17 protein-coding genes are annotated in these 15,649 nt (G+C 73.8%); 13 read left to right on the top strand and 4 right to left on the bottom strand.

The window, feature by feature from the left end; genetic code table 11:
• Positions 1–2 precede the first annotated feature (2 nt).
• Together V6U89_RS08690 and V6U89_RS08695 are read left to right on the top strand one after the other, a co-directional pair.
• The gene (locus V6U89_RS08690; protein ID WP_334570409.1) at positions 3–836 is read left to right on the top strand and encodes a carbohydrate ABC transporter permease; all 834 of its coding nucleotides are present in this window, start codon (positions 3–5) and stop codon (positions 834–836) included.
• Positions 837–928: 92 nt separating this feature from the next.
• Entirely contained in the window at positions 929–1,573 is a 645-nt protein-coding gene (locus tag V6U89_RS08695) for an MOSC domain-containing protein (protein ID WP_442933892.1), read from the top strand.
• Between the two features lie 4 nt (positions 1,574–1,577).
• On the opposite strand, the gene V6U89_RS08700 is transcribed toward V6U89_RS08695, so the two are convergent.
• The gene (locus V6U89_RS08700; RefSeq protein WP_334570412.1) at positions 1,578–2,441 is read right to left on the bottom strand and encodes a hypothetical protein; all 864 of its coding nucleotides are present in this window, start codon (positions 2,439–2,441) and stop codon (positions 1,578–1,580) included.
• 111 nt (positions 2,442–2,552) lie between these two features.
• Positions 2,553–3,362 carry an enoyl-CoA hydratase-related protein gene (locus tag V6U89_RS08705; RefSeq protein WP_334570214.1) on the bottom strand — a complete coding sequence of 270 codons (810 nt, stop codon included), beginning with the start codon at positions 3,360–3,362 and terminating at the stop codon, positions 2,553–2,555.
• Positions 3,363–3,381: 19 nt separating this feature from the next.
• Here V6U89_RS08705 and hemW point away from each other — a divergent pair, with 19 nt between their 5' ends.
• The gene (gene hemW / locus V6U89_RS08710; RefSeq protein WP_334570414.1) at positions 3,382–4,605 is read left to right on the top strand and encodes a radical SAM family heme chaperone HemW; all 1,224 of its coding nucleotides are present in this window, start codon (positions 3,382–3,384) and stop codon (positions 4,603–4,605) included.
• 42 nt (positions 4,606–4,647) lie between these two features.
• Here hemW and V6U89_RS08715 read toward each other — a convergent pair whose 3' ends face one another.
• Positions 4,648–5,301, bottom strand: coding sequence for a DUF4870 domain-containing protein (locus V6U89_RS08715; RefSeq protein ID WP_334570215.1), 654 nt, complete (start codon positions 5,299–5,301; stop codon positions 4,648–4,650).
• A gap of 235 nt (positions 5,302–5,536) precedes the next feature.
• Between V6U89_RS08715 and hrcA the strand changes: the two genes are divergently transcribed.
• From hrcA to V6U89_RS08730, 3 genes are all read left to right on the top strand, one after another.
• Complete coding sequence (hrcA, locus tag V6U89_RS08720; protein ID WP_210778214.1) at positions 5,537–6,559, top strand: heat-inducible transcriptional repressor HrcA; 1,023 nt, start codon at positions 5,537–5,539, stop codon at positions 6,557–6,559.
• A 76-nt stretch (positions 6,560–6,635) separates the two neighbouring features.
• Positions 6,636–7,778 (top strand): molecular chaperone DnaJ, encoded by a 1,143-nt coding sequence (gene dnaJ / locus V6U89_RS08725; protein WP_210778231.1) that lies wholly within the window; start codon positions 6,636–6,638, stop codon positions 7,776–7,778.
• 1 nt (position 7,779) lies between these two features.
• Entirely contained in the window at positions 7,780–8,514 is a 735-nt protein-coding gene (locus V6U89_RS08730; RefSeq protein WP_334570216.1) for a 16S rRNA (uracil(1498)-N(3))-methyltransferase, read from the top strand.
• Between the two features lie 181 nt (positions 8,515–8,695).
• Here the strand turns inward: V6U89_RS08730 and V6U89_RS08735 are convergent, their stop codons facing one another.
• Positions 8,696–9,457: an SDR family NAD(P)-dependent oxidoreductase gene (locus V6U89_RS08735; protein ID WP_334570217.1), complete on the bottom strand. Its 762-nt coding sequence runs from the start codon at positions 9,455–9,457 to the stop codon at positions 8,696–8,698.
• A gap of 46 nt (positions 9,458–9,503) precedes the next feature.
• On the opposite strand from V6U89_RS08735, the gene V6U89_RS08740 reads away from it, so the two are divergent.
• From V6U89_RS08740 to era, 7 genes are all read left to right on the top strand, one after another.
• A complete protein-coding gene (locus V6U89_RS08740; RefSeq protein WP_334570218.1) occupies positions 9,504–9,863 on the top strand; it encodes a histidine triad nucleotide-binding protein in 360 nt (119 codons plus the stop codon).
• Positions 9,860–11,233, top strand: coding sequence for a serine hydrolase domain-containing protein (locus V6U89_RS08745; RefSeq protein WP_334570219.1), 1,374 nt, complete (start codon positions 9,860–9,862; stop codon positions 11,231–11,233). The genes V6U89_RS08740 and V6U89_RS08745 overlap by 4 nt, the downstream gene beginning before the upstream one ends.
• A gap of 207 nt (positions 11,234–11,440) precedes the next feature.
• Positions 11,441–12,499 (top strand): PhoH family protein, encoded by a 1,059-nt coding sequence (locus V6U89_RS08750; RefSeq protein ID WP_334570221.1) that lies wholly within the window; start codon positions 11,441–11,443, stop codon positions 12,497–12,499.
• 15 nt (positions 12,500–12,514) lie between these two features.
• Positions 12,515–12,988, top strand: a complete 474-nt coding sequence (gene ybeY / locus V6U89_RS08755) for an rRNA maturation RNase YbeY (protein WP_154942500.1) — start codon at positions 12,515–12,517, stop codon at positions 12,986–12,988.
• Positions 12,964–14,370: a hemolysin family protein gene (locus V6U89_RS08760; protein WP_334570415.1), complete on the top strand. Its 1,407-nt coding sequence runs from the start codon at positions 12,964–12,966 to the stop codon at positions 14,368–14,370. The genes ybeY and V6U89_RS08760 overlap by 25 nt, the downstream gene beginning before the upstream one ends.
• Positions 14,363–14,749 (top strand): cytidine deaminase, encoded by a 387-nt coding sequence (locus tag V6U89_RS08765; protein ID WP_334570222.1) that lies wholly within the window; start codon positions 14,363–14,365, stop codon positions 14,747–14,749. The genes V6U89_RS08760 and V6U89_RS08765 overlap by 8 nt, the downstream gene beginning before the upstream one ends.
• Positions 14,746–15,642 (top strand): GTPase Era, encoded by an 897-nt coding sequence (era, locus tag V6U89_RS08770; protein ID WP_334570224.1) that lies wholly within the window; start codon positions 14,746–14,748, stop codon positions 15,640–15,642. Before V6U89_RS08765 ends, era begins: the two co-directional genes overlap by 4 nt.
• Positions 15,643–15,649 lie beyond the last annotated feature (7 nt).

Consider the following 15,649-nt stretch of genomic DNA (forward strand, 5'->3'; position numbering starts at 1 on the left):
CGATGGTGAAGCGGCTCGCCCTCAACGGCGCGGGCCTGCTGGTGGCGCTCTTCGCCGCCTTCCCCGTCTACTGGATGGTCGCCACGTCGCTGAAGCCCAACCGGGAGATCTTCTCGCCGACGCCCCGGCCGGTGCCGGCCGAACCGACCCTGGAGCACTACCGGGAGATCCTCACCGGCAACCTGATCCCGGGCGTGACGTTCGCCGACTTCTTCCTCAACAGCGCCCTGGTGGCGGTGAGCACGGTGCTGCTCAGCGGCCTGGTCGCGCTGCTCGCGGCCACCGCGGTGGCCCGGTTCCGCTTCACGCTCCGGACCAGCTTCCTGATCATGCTGCTGGTGGTGCAGATGATCCCGCTGGAGGCGCTGGTCATCCCGCTGTTCCTGATGATCCAGCGGCTTGGTCTCTACAACACCCTGCCCAGCCTGATCCTGACCTACCTCGGCTTCTCGCTGCCGTTCGCGGTCTGGATGCTGCGCGGCTTCGTGGCCGCGGTGCCCAAGGAGCTGGAGGAGGCCGCGGCGATCGACGGGGCCAGCCGGTCCCAGATCTTCCGCCGGATCCTCTTCCCGCTGGTGGCGCCGGGCCTGGTCGCGACCAGCATCTTCTCCTTCATCACCGCCTGGAACGAGCTGATCTTCGCGTTGACCTTCGTCAACGACCAGGACAGGTACACCCTGCCGGTGGCGATGACCTTCTTCTTCGGCCGGGACGACACGGCGTGGGGGTCCGTGATGGCCGCCTCGACGCTGTTCACCCTGCCGGTGATCGTCTTCTTCCTGCTGGTGCAGCGCCGGATGGTCTCCGGCCTGGTCGCCGGCGCCGTCAAGGGCTGAGCCGTCGAGGGCCGGCCGGTGTCGTCAACGGCTGAGCCGACGGCGGATCGGCGGGTGCCCCGGACCCGGCGTCCACGGCTAGGCTCTGCGCCATGACGGGCAGGCTGGCGGCGGTGAACCTCGGCATGGTGACCGAGGCGGAGTGGGCGGGCGACGCGAGCGGCCGCACCGGCATCGACAAGCGACCGGTCGACGGTCCGGTGCTGCTGAGCGCCGACGGGGTGGCCGGGGACTTCATCGGCGAGCGGGCCCACCACGGCGGCCCCGACCAGGCGGTCTACGCGTACGCGGGGGAGGACGCCGAGTGGTGGTCGGCGGAGCTGGGGCGCACCGTCCCGCCCGGCGGGTTCGGCGAGAACCTGACCACCTCGGCGGTGGACGTGACCGGGGCGGTCATCGGCGAGCTGTGGGTGATCGGCTCGGCGGTGCTCCAGGTGACCAAGCCGCGTACCCCCTGCACCACCTTCGCCGGGTTCTGGGGCGTACCCGACCTGATCAAGCGGTTCACGGTGCGCGCGGCGCCCGGGGCGTACCTGCGGGTGCTGCGCGAGGGCGAGGTCGGCGCGGGTGACCCGGTCGAGGTGGTGGACCGGCCGGCGCACGGGGTCACCATCGGCGAGGTGTTCCGGGCGATGAACCTCGAACCGGAGCTGCTGCCCCGGCTGCTGGACGCCGCCGAGCTGCCGGAGCCGGTCATGGCGAAGGTTCGCCGCCGGGTGTCCGCCAGCCGCCCCTGACCCGTCACCCCTCGGCGAAGACCTCCGCCAGCACCTGGCCGTCGGCGGGGCGGCCGTCGGAGACCTTGGCCCAGGTGCCCTCCTCGGCGGTCCACTCCAGGCCGGCGAAGCGGACCCGCTTCACCCCGTGGTCGGGCGCGTGCGACACCAGCCAGTGGGCGTACCGCCAGCCGTCGCGACGGTCGGCGGCGGGCACGGTGAGCCCGGTCAGCGCGGCCACCGTGCCGGTGCCCGGCAACCCCCAGTCCAGGGTCAGGCCGCGGGTCAGCGCCGCCGCGGCCGCCTCGCCCCGCATCGCCGGCGTCCGGCTCACCGTGCAGGCCACCGCGCCGGTCGCCTCGCCGAGCAGTGCCCGGGTCAGTACCTCGGACTCGTCCGCCCACTTCTGGTACGCCGTCGGGAAGGCCGACCGCTGGACCGCCTGGGCCGCGTCGGTGACCCGCATCTCCTCCCAGCCGCGCACCTTCTTCAGCGCGGCGTAGAAGCGGTTGGCCGCGTACCGCTGGTCGCGGATCTGCTGCGGAGTGCCCCAGCCCTGGCTCGGCCGCTGCTGGAACAGGCCGATCGAATCCCGGTCGCCACCGGAGAGGTTGCGCAGGCCCGACTCCTGGTACGCGGTGGCCAGCGCGACCACCACCGCCCGCTCGGGCATCTGCCGCTGGATGCCGATCGCGGCGATGGTCGCGGCGTTTGCCATCTGGTCGGCGTCGAGCAGCACCGTGCCGTCGGCCTGAACGGTGCAGCTGCGGCTGGCAACGGGGAGCCGGAGCTGGCCGCCGAGCTGACGGACGACGACCCAGACCCCGAGAAGAGCGACGACCGCGAGCACGACACCGACTGCGACAATTGCCCGACTTCGCACCCGCACCTCCTGTTTCACGGTCATCCCCAGCGTACGTGCCCGAAAAGGCGAGCCGGGTCGGCCGACCGGTTCACGTTTTCAGGAGCAAAAGAAGAAAACGCCCCGAACCGGTACTACCTACCGCGCCCCGTCTGCCGGACCCCCCTCCAGAGCGGCCACCCATCCAGCCAATCGCTTCTCGCGGAAGGCGAGCACGCCCTCGCGGCCCTCGTCGGAGAGGAAGTAGCCAGTGGAGAGGGCGGACAGCTCGGCGATCTCGCCACGCAGGTCGGTGGAGGTCGGGCGGCGCAGCAGGCCCTTCGCCCCGGCCAGCGCCCCCGGCGCGCCGCGCACCAGCGAGGCGCAGTAGCGCTCCACCGCCGCGTCCAGCCCGTCCGCCGGCACCGCCGCGGTCACCAGGCCGATCTCGGCAGCCCGCCGGCCGTCGAAGGTGTCCCCGGTCAGGTACAGCTCGGCCGCCGCGCGCGGGTGCAGCCGGGGCAGCACCGTGGCGGAGATGACCGCCGGGATCACCCCGATCCGCACCTCGGTGAAGGCGAACGTCGCCTCCTCGGCGCAGACCGCCAGGTCGGCCGCCGCGATCAGGCCCAACCCGCCGGCCCGCGCCGGCCCGGCCACCTTCGCCAGCACCGGCTTCGGGCACTCCCAGACCGCCGCCAGCACGTCGCCGAGCATCCCGGCCGGCACGCTCCCGCTGGCGTACGCGGCGGCCGTCTCCTTCAGGTCCGCGCCGGAGCAGAAGACCGGCCCGGTGTGGTCCAGCACGATCACCCGGACGGCGTCGTCGGCGACCGCCGCAGCGATCCCGGCCAGCAGCTCGGTCATCAGGGGCGTGGAGAGCGCGTTGCGGTTGTGCGGGCTGTCCAGGGTGAGGGTGGTCACCCCACGGGCCGTGGCGACCCGTACCAGGCGGTCGGGAGAGGTCATGCCGGGCACACTAGTGGCCATGCCCGGCGTCCTTCCAGAAGGCGAGACCGTCCCCGTCGACGGGTCGCTGCCCGCCACCGCCCTGAGCGCGGTCGGCGGGCGCGGCTTCGGCGTGTACGTCCACGTGCCGTTCTGCGCCAGCCGCTGCGGCTACTGCGACTTCAACACCTACACGGCGGCCGAGCTGGGCGGCGGCGCCGACCGGGAGTCGTACGCCGACACCGTGCTGGCCGAGCTGGCGCTGGCCGCGCGGGTCCTCGGCGACACCCCGCCGCCGCGGGTGGACACCGTCTTCGTCGGCGGTGGCACGCCGACCCTGCTCCCCGCCGACGACCTGGCCCGCATCCTGGACGGCATCGACCGCACCTGGGGGCTGGCCGCCGACGCCGAGGTGACCACCGAGGCCAACCCCGAGTCGGTCACGCCGGAGTCGCTGCGCACCCTGCGCGCGGCCGGCTACACCCGGATCTCCCTGGGCATGCAGTCCGCCGCGCCCGGGGTGCTGGCGATCCTCGATCGCCGGCACAGCGCCGGCCGGGCGGTCGCCGCCGCGCTGGAGGCCCGCGACGCCGGGTTCGACCACGTGAACCTGGACCTGATCTACGGCACGCCGGGGGAGAGCGCGGCGGACTTCGCCGCCTCCCTCGACCAGGTGGTCGCCGCCGGGGTGGACCACGTCAGCGCGTACGCCCTGATCGTGGAGGACGGCACCCGGCTCGCCGCCCGAATGCGGCGCGGCGAGCTGCCGTACCCGTCGGACGACGTGGCGGCGGACCGGTACCTGGCCGCGGAGGCCGCCCTCGGCGCGGCCGGCTTCTCCTGGTACGAGGTCTCCAACTGGGCCCGCTCCGAGGCGGCCCGGTGCCGGCACAACCTGCTCTACTGGACCGGCGCGGACTGGTGGGGCCTCGGCCCGGGGGCGCACAGCCACGTCGGCGGGGTGCGCTGGTGGAACGTCAAGCACCCGACGGCGTACGCGAAGCGCCTGGCCGCCGGGGAGTCGCCCGGCCTGGCCCGGGAGGTGCTGACCGCCGGCGAGGCGCACATGGAGGACGTGATGCTCCGGCTGCGGCTCGGCTCCGGCCTGCCGCTGGAGGCCCTCGACCCGGCGGGTCGGGCGGGTGCCGAGCGGGCGCTGGCCGACGGCCTGCTGGACCCGGCGGGGTACGCGGCGGGGCGGGCGGTGCTCACCCTGCGCGGGCGGCTGCTGGCCGACGCCGTGGTCCGCGACCTGCTGCCCTGATCCGCGCGGCCCGGCCGGCCCGGGTGGGCCGGCCGGGACCGGTCACTTCTTGAAGGCGTAGCTCGCGGGGTAGCGGTAGACCACGCCCTCGGTGGCCTTCACCCCGCCGATGATGCCGAAGATGATCGGCACCAGGGCGGTCAGGATCGGGATGAAGAAGAGCACCCCGCAGGTGACGATGGCCAGGACGAAGCCGATGACGTTGGCGATCGCCCAGGTGATCTGGAAGTTCAGCGAGGCCGTGGCGTGCGCCCGCACGGTCGGGGACTGCTGGCCCTTGGCGGAGAGCGCGATCAGCGGCGCCACCCAGCCGAGCAGGCTGCCGCCGACGATCACGCCGACCGGGCCGCCGAAGTGCGCGATCAGCGACCAGGTCTTGTCGTCGTCGGTGGCGTAGCCGCCGCCCGGGGCGGCGTACCCGCCGCCGGGAGCGCCGTACCCGCCGGCGGTCGGATAGCCGACGCCCGGCGCGGCGTAACCACCCGGCGGTGGGTAGCCGCCCGGCGGTGGGTAGCCGCCCGACGGCGGTTGGTCACCGGTGGGTGGCGGATAGCCACCGGGCGGGGGATAGCCGCCCGCCCCGGGTGCCCCGGACAGTGGTGCGGTGGGCGGCTCGTACGACGAGCCGGACGGGGCGGTCGGGTCCGGGCGGTCGCCGGGGTCCCCCGCTCCGGGAGGGCGAGGTGGTTCAGTCATGCACGTCACGGTAGGGGTTGCCGGCAACCCCTCACCAGAGCGACACCGCCCCGGATGTCCGGATGATCGGCCGGGGCGCGCCGTCCGGGTGGCGGGGCGCACCCGTGGTCCGTCGCTGATCATCGCGTCAGCGGGGACGCCGACGTAGACTGGCACTCGCTACAGTCGAGTGCCAGTGCGCTCGCCCGGGGCGCCTCAGCCGCTCCGGGCCGACGTGCGTCAGGAGGTGGGGGAGATGGGTCTCGACGACCGCAAGCTCGCCGTGCTGCGCGCGATCGTCGAGGACTACGTCGCCACGCAGGAGCCGGTCGGCAGCAAGGCCCTGGTCGAGCGGCACCAGCTCGGCGTCTCGCCGGCCACGGTGCGCAACGACATGGCCGTGCTGGAGGAGGAGGGCTACATCCGGCAGCCGCACACCAGTGCCGGCCGGGTGCCCACCGACCGTGGCTACCGCCTCTTCGTCGACCGGCTGTCCCGGGTCAAGCCGCTGAGCCCGGCCGAGCGCCGGGCGATCGAGCGCTTCCTGGTCGGCGCGGTCGACCTGGACGACGTGGTGCACCGCACCGTGCGGCTGCTGGCCCAGCTGACCCGGCAGGTCGCCGTGGTGCAGTACCCGTCGCTGGCCCGCTCCTCGGTACGCCACCTGGAGCTGGTGCCGATCTCCACCACCCGGCTGATGCTGGTCATGATCGCCGACACCGGCCGGGTCGAGCAGCGGCTGGTGGAGCTGCCCGCGCCGATCCCCGCCGACCATGTCACCGACCTGCGCCGGCTGGTCAACGAGAAGCTGGTCGGCAGCCGGCTGTCGGAGACCCCGCCGCTGGTCCAGGCGCTGGTCGACGAGTCGGCGCCGCACCTGCGCGGGGCGATGACCACGCTCTCCACCGTGCTGCTGGAGACGCTGGTCGAACGGCACGAGGAGCGCATCGCGCTCGCCGGCACCGCGAACCTCACCCGGGGCGGCCTGCTCGACTTCCAGGGCTCGCTGCGGCCCATCCTGGAGGCGCTGGAGGAGGAGGTGGTGATGCTCAAGCTGATCGGCGAGGCCGAGTCGACCACCACCCGGGTGCTGATCGGCGACGAGAACGAGATCGACAACCTGCGGGCCGCCTCGGTGGTCAGCACCGGCTACGGGCCGGGGGCGACCGCGCTCGGCGGGCTGGGCGTGTTGGGCCCTACCCGGATGGACTACCCCGGCACCATCGCCACGGTGAGGGCCGTGGCACGCTACGTGGGCGAGCTGCTGGCCCAGAATTGATCCAGGGCAGGGGCCGGCACCCGGCTCCGGCCGACGACCGGCGCAACGCGAGACGAACATGAGGACACCGAACGCAGTGGCCAGGGACTACTACGGCATTCTCGGCGTGAGCCGGGAAGCCTCCGATGACGAGATCAAGCGCGCCTACCGGAAGCTGGCGCGGCAGTTCCACCCGGACGTCAATCCGGACCCGGAGGCCCAGGAGAAGTTCAAGGACATCAACGCCGCGTACGAGGTCCTCTCGGACGACCGGAAACGGCAGATCGTCGACCTGGGTGGCGACCCGCTCGCCCCGGGTGGCGGCGGCGCGGGGCCGGGCGGTCCCGGCGGTGCGGGCCCGTTCGTCGGCTTCCAGGACATCATGGACGCGTTCTTCGGCGGCGCCGCGGGTGGCGCCCGGGGGCCGCGGCCGCGTACCCGGCCGGGCGCCGACGCGATCCTGCGGCTGGAGCTGGACCTGCACGAGACCGCGTTCGGCGTCGAGGCGCCGATCACGGTCGACACCGCGGTGCTCTGCACCACCTGCGCCGGCGCCGGCACCGCCGCCGGCACCCACCTGGCCACCTGCGAGGCGTGCGGCGGCCGGGGCGAGGTGCAGTCGGTGCAGCGCACCTTCCTCGGCCAGGTGGTCTCCGCCCGGCCCTGCACCGTCTGCCAGGGGTACGGCACCACCATCCCGCACCCCTGCCCGACCTGCGCCGGCGACGGCCGGGTGCGCACCCGCCGCTCGCTGACCGTCAAGATCCCCGCCGGGGTCGAGGACGGCATGCGGATCCGGCTCGCCCAGCAGGGTGAGGTGGGCCCGGGTGGCGGCACCGCCGGCGACCTCTACGTGGAGATCCACGAGCGGCCGCACGACGTGTACTCGCGCAAGGGCGACGACCTGCACTGCCGGGTCACCGTGCCGATGACCGCCGCCGCGCTCGGCACCCGGCTGACCATCAAGACGCTGGACAGCGAGGAGACGGTCGACGTCAAGGCCGGCACCCAGCCGGGCAGCACGCTGCGGCTGCGCGCCCGGGGCGTGCCGCACCTGCGCGGCACCGGCCGGGGTGACCTCTACGTCCACCTCGACGTGCGGACGCCGACGAAGCTCGACGCCGACCAGGAGAAGATGCTGCGCGACTTCGCCAAGACCCGGGGCGAGGAGGTCGCCGAGCTGACCAAGCAGGGCGGCTTCTTCTCCCGGATGCGCGACGCCTTCAACGGGCACGCCTGAGGTGTCCGCGCCGCTGTTCCTGGTCGAGGCGCTGCCCACCGGCGACACGCTGACCCTGGACGGCCCGGAGGGCCACCACGCGGCCACCGTGCAGCGGCTGCGCGTCGGCGAGGAGCTGCTGCTGGCCGACGGCCGGGGCGGCACGGCCGCCGCCCTGGTCACCACCGTCGGCCGGGGCACCCTCGACGTCCGGGTCACCTCCCGGGGGTACGCGGACGCGCCGGTGCCCCGGATCGTGGTGGTGCAGGGCATCGCCAAGGGGGACCGGGGCGAGCTGGCCGTGCAGGCGATGACCGAGGTCGGGGTGGACGAGATCGTGCCCTGGGCGGCGTCCCGCGCGGTGACCCAGTGGCGCGGCGACCGGGGCGTACGGGCCCGGGACAAGTGGGTGGCGACCGCCCGGGAGGCGGCCAAGCAGGCCCGCCGGCCCTGGCTGCCGGTGGTGGCCGGCGCCCCGGACGAGTCCACCGGCACCGTGGTGCGGCGGATCGCCGGAGCCGGTGCCGCGTTCGTGCTGCACGAGGAGGCCGAGGAGCGGCTGACCACCGCCGAGCTGCCGCAGACCGGCGAGATCGTGCTGGTGGTGGGCCCGGAGGGCGGCATCGCCCCGGCCGAGCTGACCACTTTCGCCGACGCCGGGGCCCGCCCGGTGCGGCTCGGTCCGTCGGTGCTGCGCACCTCCACCGCCGGGGTGGCCGCCCTGAGCGTCCTCGCCACCCGCCTCTCCCGCTGGTAAGCCCCCACCCCGCCCGAGCTGGGCCCCGCCCCGCCCCGCCCCGCCCCGGGCCGGGCCGGGCCGGGCCGCGGGCACTTTCACTGAATGAGTGGCTGTTCCGCGCCGGATAGGCACTCATTCAGTGAAAGTGCGTGGATCTCGAGGTGTGGCGGGGTGGGTGGGGTAGCCGCCTCGGCCGGCGTCAGGTACGCAGGTAGGAGGCGCCGTTGAGGTCGACGATGGTGCCGGAGGCCCACTGCGCCTCGGGGCTGGCCAGCCAGTGCACGGCGGCGGCGATCTCCTCGGGGCGGGCCACCCGGCCGAACGGGCTCTGTGCCCGGATCGCGTCGCCCTGCTCGCCGGTCAGGTGCTCCGTGGTCATGTCGGTCGCCACGAAGCCCGGGGCGACCGTGGCGACCGCGATGCCGTACGGGGCGAGCGCGACGGCGAGGGACTGCCCGAGCGCGTTCAGGCCGGCCTTGCTGGCGCCGTACGCGGGCTGGTCCGGCTCGCCCCGGAACGCGCCCCGCGACGACACGTTCACCACCCGGCCACCGCGTTCCCGCATGTGCTGGGCGGCGCACCAGGTGACGTTGCCCGCCCCGGTCAGGTTGGTCTCCAGCACCCGCCGCCACTGCCGCTGCCACTGCTCGTACGAGGCGCCCAAGACCGGGTGCGGGGCGTCCCGGTCGCCGTACACGCCGGCGTTGTTGACCAGCACGTCGAGCCCCCCGAGCCGGGCGGCGGCGTCGTCCACCATGGCCCGTACCGCCGCCGGGTCGGTGAGGTCCGCGCGGACCACCACGTGGCCGTCGCCGGGCAGTTCGGCGCGGAGCGCCTCGGCCAGCTCGGCCGAGTCCCGGTGGTGGATCGCCACCCGGTCCCCGCCCGCCGCGAACGCCCGCGCCACGGCGCGGCCGATGCCGCGCGACGCCCCCGTCACCAGTACCGCTCGTGAAGTCACGCGGCACATCATGCCCGAGGCGCGCGGCACGCCTTACCATGCCCCGATGGGATCCGACTGCCTGTTCTGCCGCATCGCCGCCGGGGAGATCCCGGCCACCATCGTCCGGGAAACCGACACCACCCTCGCCTTCCGCGACCTCGACCCGAAGGCGCCGGTGCACGTGCTGGTCATTCCGAAGGAGCACTACGCCGACGTCGCCACGCTGGGGCAGGGCGACCCGAAGCTCGCCGGCGACCTGCTCGCCACGGCGGCCGCGGTGGCGGAGGACGAGGGGCTGCTCGGCGACGGCTTCCGGCTGATGTTCAACACCGGCTCGTACGGCGGCCAGGAGGTCTTCCACGTGCACGCGCACCTGCTCGGCGGCGCGCCGCTCGGCCCGATGCTGGCCCGGAACGTCGCGTGACGGCTGACCCGGACCGGCTGGCCCGGATGGTGCGCCGGGTGCAGGCGCAGGCCCGGGTGCCCGCCCTGGCGGCGGCCCTGCACCGCGCCGACCGGCCGTTGTGGACCTGCGAGGTCGGCGGCACCGGCAGCGACGCCGACCTCGGCCCGGGCACGCGGTTCCGGATCGGCTCCGTGACCAAGACCTTCACCTCGGTGCTGGTGATGCAGTGCCGCGACGACGGGCTGCTCGACCTGGACGACCCGATCGGCCGCCATCTGGCGCTGCCCGCGCACGGCGAGCTGACCGTACGCCGGCTGCTGTCGCACACCGCCGGGCTGCAACGCGAGCCGTACGGCGACGTCTGGGACACGCTGCGCGCCCCGGGCGCGGACGAGCTGGTCGCCGAGCTGGCCCGGGCCGAGCGGGTGCTGCCGACCGGTCGCCGCTACCACTACTCCAACCTGGGCATGGCGCTGCTCGGCCGGCTGGTCGGCGAGCTGCGCGGCGGCGCCTGGGCCGAGGTGCTCACCGAACGGGTGCTGACCCCGCTGGGCCTGGCCGCCACCTCGGTCACGCCGGGGCCGGCGGCGGCCACCGGGTTCCTGGTCGACGCCTACTCCGACGAGGCGCACCCGGAACCGCCGACCGACTTCGGCGCGATCGCCCCGGCCGCCCAGCTCTGGAGTACGGCGACCGACATGGCCCGGTGGGCCGCCTTCCTGGCCGACCCGGTGACGCTGGACCCGGCCGGGGCGGTGCTCGCCCCGGCCTCGCTGGACGAGATGCGCTGGCCGCTGACCACCACCGACGAGACGCTCTGGGCGGCCGGCTTCGGGCTCGGCCTGATCCTGGTGCCGTACCCGGACCGGGTGGTGCACGTGGGGCACGACGGCGCGATGCCGGGCTTCCTCGCCGCGGTCTACGGGCGGCGCGGCGGCGACGGCACGGCCGGCGCGATGGGCTGCGCGGTGCTCGGCTCCTCCGGCACCGCGGCGGAGGTCTTCGACCTGCCGCACCGGCTGCTCGCCGCGTCCGCCGAGCACGACCCGGCCGACGTCCCGCCGTGGCGCCCGGGCGAACCCGCCCCCGGGCCGTTGCGCGGGATGCTGGGCCGCTGGTGGGGCGAGGGCTTCGAGTACGTCTTCAGCTGGCACGACGGCGCGCTGCGTGCCCGGGGCGCCGACGACCCGGCGGGGAAGCCACCGGCGGTCTTCGCGCCGGTGCCGGACGCTCCGGACGTCTTCCGGACGGTCGCCGGGCGGGAGGTCGGCGAGCTGCTGCGGCTGACCCGGGACGAGCACGGCACGGTGGTCCGGCTGCACTGGGCCACCTACCGCTTCACCCGCCGTCAGGAGGCCTTCGACCGGTACGACTTCCGCGCCGGCTGACCCGGCCCCCGCCCTGGGCGCGGGCGCGTGGTGTGGGTGCCGCCGGGAGGTATCGCCCGCCGTGCGCCCGCCCCCGGGGGGCGGCGGAAATGGACGCGGTGCCGCCGGGGTTGAGCGGATACGATGGGTGTAACGTCCGCACGCCGCGCCAGCAGGGCCGGCGACCGAGATCGGAAGCAGGTGGCGTAGGGCCGGACGGCCCGATTTATGACCGGCACCCCACCTCCCGGCCCGCCCCGGGTGCAGACCAGGATCACGGTTCCCGATTCCAAGATCATGGTCAACCTGCTCGGCGCGGGCGACGAGATCCTGCGCCTCGTCGAACGCTCGGTCGACAGTGACGTGCACGTGCGCGGCAACGAGATCACCATCACCGGTGCCCCCGCGGACAACGCCCTCGCCGAGCGCCTCTTCAGCGAGCTGCTCGAACTGATCGAGAAAGGCGAGACCCTGACCACTGATGCCGTCCGGCGTACCGTCGGCATGCTCGAGCAGGGCGGCGCGGAGCGGCCCGCCGAGGTTCTCACCCTCAACATCCTCTCCCGGCGCGGGCGCACCATCCGCCCCAAGACGCTCGGGCAGAAGCGCTACGTCGACGCGATCGACACGCACACCATCGTCTTCGGCATCGGCCCCGCCGGCACCGGAAAGACCTACCTCGCCATGGCGAAGGCCGTCCAGGCGCTCCAGGCCAAGCAGGTCAACCGGATCATCCTGACCCGGCCGGCGGTCGAGGCGGGGGAGCGGCTGGGCTTCCTGCCCGGCACCCTCAACGAGAAGATCGACCCGTACCTGCGGCCGCTCTACGACGCGCTGCACGACATGCTCGACCCGGAGTCCATCCCCAAGCTGATGGCCGCCGGCACGATCGAGGTCGCGCCGCTGGCGTACATGCGGGGCCGGACCCTCAACGACGCGTTCATCATCCTGGACGAGGCGCAGAACACCACGCCCGAGCAGATGAAGATGTTCCTCACCCGACTCGGCTTCAATTCCAAGATCGTCGTGACCGGTGACGTCACCCAGGTGGACCTTCCCGGCGGGACGACCAGCGGCCTGCGGGTGGTCCGGGACATCCTGGAGAACGTCGAGGACGTGCACTTCGCCCAGCTCTCCAGCTCGGACGTGGTCCGGCACAAGCTGGTCGGCGAGATCGTCGACGCGTACGCCCGCTGGGACGCCGAGCGGGAGAACCAGCAGGCGCAGAGCGTGCACGCCGTGCCGGGGCGGACCGCCCAGGGCGGCCGGGCCGGCCGGCGCCGCTAACCCAGAGGAAGCCAGTTGTCCATCGAGATCGCCAACGAGTCCGGTGTCGACGTCGACACCGACGCTGTGCTCGCCGTCGCCCGGCACGCCCTCGACGAGATGGGGGTCAACCCCCTCGCCGAGCTCTCCGTGCTGCTGGTCGACATCGAGTACATGACCGAGCTGAACCACCGCTGGATGGGTGGGGACGGGCCGACCGACGTGCTCGCCTTCCCGATGGACGAGGGCAGCGTCGACCACGGTCCGGGGGAGAGCGCCCCGGCCGGCGGCGAGCCGGCCCTGCTCGGCGACATCGTGCTCTGCCCGGAGGTGGCGGCCAAGCAGGCCGCCACCGCCGGCCACACCACCGCCGACGAGCTGCACCTGCTCACCGTGCACGGCGTGCTGCACCTGCTCGGGTACGACCACGCCGAGCCGGAGGAGGAGCGGGAGATGTTCACGCTCCAGGCCCGACTGCTGGCCAGCTGGCGGTCGACCCGGACCCGGTGATGACCACCCAGGCGGCGGCCGCCGCCGGCCTACCCGACCTCCAGCTGATCTTCTTCGCGGCGGGGCTGGTGGTGCTCGCCGGTCTGATCGCGATGACCGAGGCAGCGCTCGCCGCCGTCTCGCCGGCCCGGGCCGCCGAGCTGGCCCGGGACGGGGCGCGCGGCGCGCGTACCCTCCAGGCCGTCGCCGGCGACGTGGTCCGCCACCTCAACCTGCTGCTCCTGCTCCGGCTGCTGGCCGAGCTGACCGCCACCACGCTGGTCGCCCTCGTCGCGGTGGACACCTTCGGCGCAGGCTGGCGGGCGGCGCTGGTCACCGCCGGCGCGATGACCGTGGTCAGTTTCGTCGTGGTCGGGGTGGCCCCGCGCACCATCGGCCGGCAGCACGCGTACGCGGTGGGCCGGGCGGTGGCGCCGCTGGTCCGCTGGCTGGGCCGGGCGCTGAACCCGCTCGCCTCGCTGCTGATCCTGATCGGCAACGCGGTCACCCCGGGGCGCGGCTTCCGCGAGGGGCCGTTCGCCAGCCAGGTGGAACTGCGCGAGCTGGTCGACCTGGCCGAGCAGCGCGGCGTCGTGGAGCACGGCGAGCGGCAGATGATCCACTCGGTCTTCGCGCTCGGCGACACCATCGCCCGCGAGGTGATGGTGCCCCGCACGGAGATGGTCTGGATAGAGGAGGGCAAGACGCTCTCCCAGGCGCTGGCGCTCTTCCTGCGCTCCGGCTTCTCCCGCATCCCGGTCATCGGCGAGAGCGTCGACGACGTGCTCGGCGTGCTGTACCTCAAGGACCTCATCCGGCGTACCCGGGGCGGCGACCTGCGGGCCCACCAGAGCCCGGTGTCGGAGCTGATGCGCCCGGCGACCTTCGTGCCCGAGTCCAAGCCGGTCGACGACCTGCTCTCGGAGATGCAGGCCGCCCGCAACCACCTGGTCATCGTCGTCGACGAGTACGGCGGCACCGGCGGCCTGGTGACGATCGAGGACATCCTGGAGGAGATCGTCGGCGAGATCACCGACGAGTACGATGTCGAACGCCCGCCGGTGGAACACCTGGAGGACGGTGCGGTGCGGGTCACCGCCCGGCTCCCGGTGGAGAACCTGGGCGAGCTGTTCGACACCGAGCTCCCCACCGACGAGGTGGAGACCGTCGGCGGCCTGCTGGCCCAGTCCCTGGGCCGGGTGCCGATCCCCGGCGCCCGCGCCGAGGTCGCCGGGCTGCGGCTGATCGCCGAGGGCACCACGGGACGGCGCAACCGGATAGACACCGTGCTGGTCAGCCGGGTCGAACCGAGTGACGCGCCGGACTCCGCGGGGCGCGGCGAGCAGGCCGAGACCCGCAACAACCAGACCAGATCCGAGGAGAGGCAACCCGCCGATGCCTGAGTCACCCGCCGTACCGGCCGCCCGGCCGACCCCGTCCGACCCGGCCGAACTGAGCGCCGAGGACGGCAAGCTGGTCGTCCTGGCGCGGGGCGCCCGTGGTCGGGTCGCGGCCGTGGAGGGCGCGGCGGTGCGGGACCAGGACGGTCGGACGTACGCCGCGGCGAGCGTCTCGCTGCCCTCGCTGACCATCACCGCGCTCCAGCTCGCCGTCGCCTCCGCCGTGGCGGCGGGCGCGAGCCGGCTGGAGGCGGCCGTGGTGGTGACCGAGGCGTCGACGCTGGACGGGGCGGGGCACGCCGCCGTGCGCGACCTCTCCACCGACGCGCCGATCCACGTCGCGGCGCCGGACGGCACGGTCCTCGGCACGGTGGTCGAGTGACCGGCACCGAGGAGCGTCCGTACCGGGCCGGGTTCGCCTGTTTCGTCGGGCGGCCCAACGCGGGCAAGTCGACGCTGACCAACGCGATCGTCGGTCAGAAGATTGCGATCACCTCCAACAAGCCGCAGACCACCCGGCACGTCATCCGGGCCGTGCTGCACCGCCCGGACTCGCAGCTCGTGCTGGTCGACACCCCCGGCCTGCACCGCCCCCGGACGCTGCTCGGCGAACGCCTCAACGATTTGGTCCGCTCGACCTGGAGCGAGGTCGACGTGATCGGCCTCTGCATCCCGGCGGACGAGCCGATCGGCCGGGGTGACCGGTTCATCACCGGTGAGCTGGCCGAGCTGAAGGCGACCGTGTTGGCCGTGGTGACCAAGACCGACCTGGTCGACAAGAAGCGCCTCGCCGAGCAGTTGCTGGCGGTCAGCCAGCTGGGCGAGTTCGCCGAGGTGGTGCCGGTCAGCGCGGTCTCCGGGCACCAGGTGGACACCCTGGTCGACGTGATGACCAAGTACCTGCCGCCGTCGCCGCAGCTCTACCCGGACGACATGCTCACCGACGACCCCGAGCAGGTGATGGTCGCGGAGCTGATCCGGGAGGCGGCGCTGGAGGGGGTCCGGGACGAGCTGCCGCACTCCATCGCGGTCGTCGTCGAGGAGATGATTCCCGAGGGCCAGGTCATGAAGATCTTCGCCGACGTCTACGTCGAGCGGCCCAGCCAGAAGGCGATCGTGATCGGTCACCGGGCCAGCCGACTCAAGGCGGTCGGCACGGCGGCCCGCAAGCAGATCGAGGAGCTGCTGGGCACCCGGGTCTACCTGGACCTGCACGTACGGGTGGCCAAGGACTGGCAGCGGGACCCGAAGCAGCTGCGCAAGCTCGGCTTCTGACCGCATT

It is taken from the genome of Micromonospora sp. CPCC 206171 (assembly GCF_036906755.1).
GTDB lineage: Bacteria > Actinomycetota > Actinomycetes > Mycobacteriales > Micromonosporaceae > Micromonospora > Micromonospora purpureochromogenes.

What these genes read in the sequence shown, in the direction of transcription:
- V6U89_RS08690 (WP_334570409.1), top strand. Translation starts at nt 3, where the DNA reads ATGGTGAAGCGGCTCGCCCTCAACGGCGCGGGCCTGCTGGTGGCGCTC.
- V6U89_RS08695 (WP_442933892.1), top strand. Translation starts at nt 929, where the DNA reads ATGACGGGCAGGCTGGCGGCGGTGAACCTCGGCATGGTGACCGAGGCG.
- V6U89_RS08705 (WP_334570214.1), bottom strand. Translation starts at nt 3,362, where the DNA reads ATGACCTCTCCCGACCGCCTGGTACGGGTCGCCACGGCCCGTGGGGTG.
- hemW (WP_334570414.1), top strand. Translation starts at nt 3,382, where the DNA reads ATGCCCGGCGTCCTTCCAGAAGGCGAGACCGTCCCCGTCGACGGGTCG.
- V6U89_RS08715 (WP_334570215.1), bottom strand. Translation starts at nt 5,301, where the DNA reads ATGACTGAACCACCTCGCCCTCCCGGAGCGGGGGACCCCGGCGACCGC.
- hrcA (WP_210778214.1), top strand. Translation starts at nt 5,537, where the DNA reads ATGGGTCTCGACGACCGCAAGCTCGCCGTGCTGCGCGCGATCGTCGAG.
- V6U89_RS08740 (WP_334570218.1), top strand. Translation starts at nt 9,504, where the DNA reads ATGGGATCCGACTGCCTGTTCTGCCGCATCGCCGCCGGGGAGATCCCG.
- V6U89_RS08750 (WP_334570221.1), top strand. Translation starts at nt 11,441, where the DNA reads ATGACCGGCACCCCACCTCCCGGCCCGCCCCGGGTGCAGACCAGGATC.
- V6U89_RS08765 (WP_334570222.1), top strand. Translation starts at nt 14,363, where the DNA reads ATGCCTGAGTCACCCGCCGTACCGGCCGCCCGGCCGACCCCGTCCGAC.